The following is a 3,720-nucleotide window of genomic DNA, read 5'->3' as shown; positions in this document are numbered from 1 at the left end:
GATTGACGATTGACGATTGACGATTGCATGGGATGGTTGGAGAGACGGCGGTCGACGTCGATAATGCGGCCGGTCGGCAGGATGATCGGCTAACAGAAAAGAGACTGCGAAACCTGAAGGGCTGCAACCGATTTAATGGACAGTAGACGAACGTATCGAATCAATCTGCGATCTTCTCTGTTATCGCCGCTGACCCCGACTGCGTCGGGCAAGGCGGCTTTTTCCCTGAAAAACCTGTTGGTTTTTGAGAAAGCGTATTCCCACGCCGGCATTGCTGCCGGCGTTTTTTTTGGCTACGGCTACCGTGGCGCTTGGTGAGCGCGCGGCGTGGACCTCCGTCATCGCCGACGCACGGCGGTGATCAGCAAGAAGAGAGGCGTAGCCAGATGAGGCTGAAGTGCTGCATGGATGAGGTGATGCAGCAGTTCAGCTGGTGCCGAATTCATTAGCGCAAGCAGAAGCTTGCTTGTGCCGATGAATAATCCGCCTGGATCATCGCGATGGTTCAGGAGGGTTTCCAACCTCGTAGTTTGAATTTTTCCATCTCACGTGAAGGAGAAACAAATGGCAACAGCAAAGAAACCGGCTGCAAAGAAGGCAGCCCCGGCAAAGAAGCCGGCAGCGGCTAAGAAGGAAGCGGCGCCGAAGAAGGCCGCAGCACCGAAGAAGGCGGCAGCAGCCAAGAAGCCGGTAGCCAAGAAAGCCGCAGCACCGAAGAAGGCGGCAGCAGCCAAGAAGCCGGTAGCCAAGAAAGCCGCAGCACCGAAGAAGGCAGCAGCAGCCAAGAAGCCGGTAGCCAAGAAGGCCGCAGCACCGAAGAAGGCAGCAGCAGCCAAGAAGCCGGTAGCCAAGAAGGCCGCAGCACCGAAGAAGGCAGCAGCGCCGAAGAAGGCAGCTGCACCGAAAAAGGCTGCGGCGCCGAAGAAGGCGGCAGCCGCCAAGCCGGCAGCCGCGCCTGCCCCGGCTCCCGCTGTGAAGACCACGCTGAACCCGGCAGCGGCTTGGCCGTTCCCGACCGGTAACCGTCCGTAATCGGCGCGTTGGCTTGGATGCCTGATTAAGTTCAGGCAAAATGCCCGTTGTGCGACCTTGGGTAGCACAACGGGTTTTTTTATGTGGAGATCAGATAGTGCTGGAAAGCATACTTACCTTGATAGTCGATACCGCCGCCGGCGTGCTGGGAGGCGCGCTCTTGCTTCGCTTCTGGATGCAGGTGGTGCGCGTGCGGCCGCCGGCAGCGATCGCGCAGTTCATTTTCCAGCTGACCGACTGGATGGTCAAACCCTTGCGCCGGATGCTGCCGGGCGTCGGCGGATACGATTGGGCGAGCCTGATCGGCGCGCTCCTGGTGATCCTGCTTGCGGTCGCCATCGACCTGGCGGTGATGTCGCGCTTTGTCCCGCAGTACCTGATCCTGTTGTCGCTGCTGCGTTTCTGCGAATGGGTGTTCTACGGCTTCATGGGGCTGATCATCATCGAGGCGATTTTCAGCTGGGTGAACCCGCATGCGCCGCTGGCGCCGTTTGTGCACGCGTTGAACGATCCCCTGCTGCGCCCCTTGCGTCGCGTGATTCCGCTGGTGGGCAGCATCGACCTGTCGCCGCTGGTGGCGCTCATCCTGCTGCGCATCGGCTTGCAACTGGTCAGCACCGTGCTTCTGTCGGCGGCATGAAAGACTGGTGTAACGCCATTCCGCATGGCATTCGAATGACGGTGCAGATCATGCCGAATGCGAAAAAGAGCGAGGTGATCGGCGTGCTGGACGACGCGCTCAAGATCCGGTTGCACGCACAGCCGATCGAAGGCAAGGCGAATGAAGCGCTGGTGCGCTATCTGGCCGATGCGCTTGACGTGCCCAAGAGCGCCGTGACGATCACCCACGGCCATACCAGCAAGCGCAAGGTCATTGAAATCGCGGCCGCGCGGCTGACACCCGACGGCGTACGCTCGGCATTGCTCCCTGGCTGCGAACAGTGAACCAACAGTGAACCGTTCTTACTGTTCCCATTCTTAGCGGCCAATGCGCGTCACCGCATTGGTGGCGGTCACCTGCACCGTATCGCCAACACGGAAATCCTCCCCGGCCCCGACGGTATAGGTGCGCTCGTCGCCGTTATCGAAGCGCACCGTCAGTTCGCTATAGCGGCGCGCGGCGCCCGACTGCGCTACACGCTGCCCGGCCATGCCGCCGGCCAGCGCGCCGCCAACGCTGGCGGCGGCGCTGCCGTTGCCGTTACCGATCTTGCTGCCCGCGATGCCGCCCAGGATCGCGCCCGCGAATGACGCCAGCCCGGATGAAGAGCGCGCCTCGCCCTGTACGGCGACATCGCGCACGCTCACCACCGTGGCATGGCGCACCATGGTCGTCCCTTGGGTCGACATGGTGACAGATGGCGCCGGCTGCTCGGATGCGCAGGCGCACAACAGGAAAGCCGAGAGCGGCAGTGCGACGCGCATGATGATCTTTCCCATGCCGAACCCAGAAACTCAAAAACTCAAAAACTCAGAAACGGTATCCGTACGCCTTCTGGAAGCGCTCCTCGATTTCCTCGCGCGACGGCGCATGATTCTGTGCGCCCTGGTAAGCGATCTTGATCGCGCCCATCAGGCTGGCCAGCCGCCCGGTGGTCACCCAGTCCATGCCATTGGTCAATCCATACAGCAGACCGGCGCGGAAGGCGTCGCCGCAACCGGTCGGGTCGACCACACGGTCGGCCTGCACGCAAGGGATGTCGATGCGTTTGCCGTCAGTGTAAATCTCCGCGCCTTGTTCGCCGCGCGTGACGATCAATGCCGATACGCGACCGGCGATCTTTTCCAGCGTCAGGCCGGTGCGCTGCATCAACAGTTCCGCTTCATAATCGTTGACCGCCACATAAGTGGCGAGTTCAATGAAGCGCTCCAGTTCCGGGCCGCTGAACATCGGCAGACCCTGGCCGGGGTCGAAGATGAAGGGCAGGCCGCGTTCCGCGCAGTCCGCCGCATGCTGCAGCATGCCGTCGCGTCCGTCCGGCGCAATGATCGCCAGCTTCACCGGGCCGGCATCGGCAATCCGGTTTTGATGCGACAGGGCCATCGCCCCCGGATGGAAGGCCGTGATCTGGTTGCCGTTGGCATCGGTCGTGATGAAGGCCTGCGCGGTATAGGAGGACTCGATGGTGCGGATGCAGCGGCGCGCAATCTGCAGGCGCTCCAGCCGTTCCAGGTACGGGCCGCCGTCCTGGCCGATGGTGGCCATGATGAGCGGATCACCCTGCAGCAGTTTCAGGTTATAGGCGATGTTGCCGGCACAGCCGCCGAATTCGCGCCGGATTTCCGGCACCAGGAAAGCGACGTTGATCTTGTGCAGCTGATCCGCCAGCAGCGCTTCGGAAAAGCGTCCCTGGAACAGCATGATGGTGTCGAACGCGAGCGAGCCGCAGATAAGGGATGTCATGGATTGCCTGCCAAATGAAAAAGAAAGGAAATTGTACGGGGCATGCCCCGGCGCCAGGCGTCATTTTCATGACCGCACGGCTTGACGATTACGGATAGAACAAATAAACCCGGTATCCGGACGCCTTCAGCTGCGTCAGCTCAAAGTACAGCTTGATCGCCTGCTCCGATTTGGGGGCGAAACCCTTGTCGATCTCTTGCGAAGCCGGCAGGTAATCGCGCGGTACAAACACGCGGCGCGCGATCGGCTTGTCGTCCGCATCGTTCAGGGTCAGTTCGATGTTG

General features: G+C 61.2%; 6 protein-coding genes. 3 read left to right on the top strand and 3 right to left on the bottom strand.

The window, feature by feature from the left end:
* Nucleotides 1-549: 549 nt before the first annotated feature.
* From A6M56_RS05165 to A6M56_RS05155, 3 genes are read left to right on the top strand one after another with little or no spacing between them, the layout of a single operon-like run.
* Nucleotides 550-1,032, top strand: coding sequence for a histone (locus A6M56_RS05165; RefSeq protein ID WP_502686881.1), 483 nt, complete (start codon nt 550-552; stop codon nt 1,030-1,032).
* 40 nt (nt 1,033-1,072) lie between these two features.
* Nucleotides 1,073-1,672 (top strand): YggT family protein, encoded by a 600-nt coding sequence (locus tag A6M56_RS05160; RefSeq protein WP_502686880.1) that lies wholly within the window; start codon nt 1,073-1,075, stop codon nt 1,670-1,672.
* Complete coding sequence (locus tag A6M56_RS05155; RefSeq protein ID WP_286757848.1) at nt 1,669-1,977, top strand: DUF167 domain-containing protein; 309 nt, start codon at nt 1,669-1,671, stop codon at nt 1,975-1,977. Before A6M56_RS05160 ends, A6M56_RS05155 begins: the two co-directional genes overlap by 4 nt.
* Nucleotides 1,978-2,010: 33 nt before the next feature.
* On the opposite strand, the gene A6M56_RS05150 is transcribed toward A6M56_RS05155, so the two are convergent.
* From A6M56_RS05150 to A6M56_RS05140, 3 genes are all read right to left on the bottom strand, one after another.
* Nucleotides 2,011-2,472 carry an outer membrane lipoprotein gene (locus A6M56_RS05150; protein WP_286757847.1) on the bottom strand — a complete coding sequence of 154 codons (462 nt, stop codon included), beginning with the start codon at nt 2,470-2,472 and terminating at the stop codon, nt 2,011-2,013.
* 31 nt (nt 2,473-2,503) lie between these two features.
* Nucleotides 2,504-3,436: a carbohydrate kinase family protein gene (locus A6M56_RS05145; RefSeq protein ID WP_286757846.1), complete on the bottom strand. Its 933-nt coding sequence runs from the start codon at nt 3,434-3,436 to the stop codon at nt 2,504-2,506.
* Nucleotides 3,437-3,524: 88 nt separating this feature from the next.
* The coding region (locus tag A6M56_RS05140) for a DUF3426 domain-containing protein (protein ID WP_286757845.1) at nt 3,525-3,720 on the bottom strand (196 nt) is incomplete at its 5' end.

Source organism: Ralstonia sp. RL (genome assembly GCF_001683835.1).
GTDB lineage: Bacteria > Pseudomonadota > Gammaproteobacteria > Burkholderiales > Burkholderiaceae > Ralstonia > Ralstonia mannitolilytica.
The sequence above is the reverse complement of the archived record's forward strand: the minus strand, read 5'-3'. Positions and strand labels throughout refer to the sequence as shown.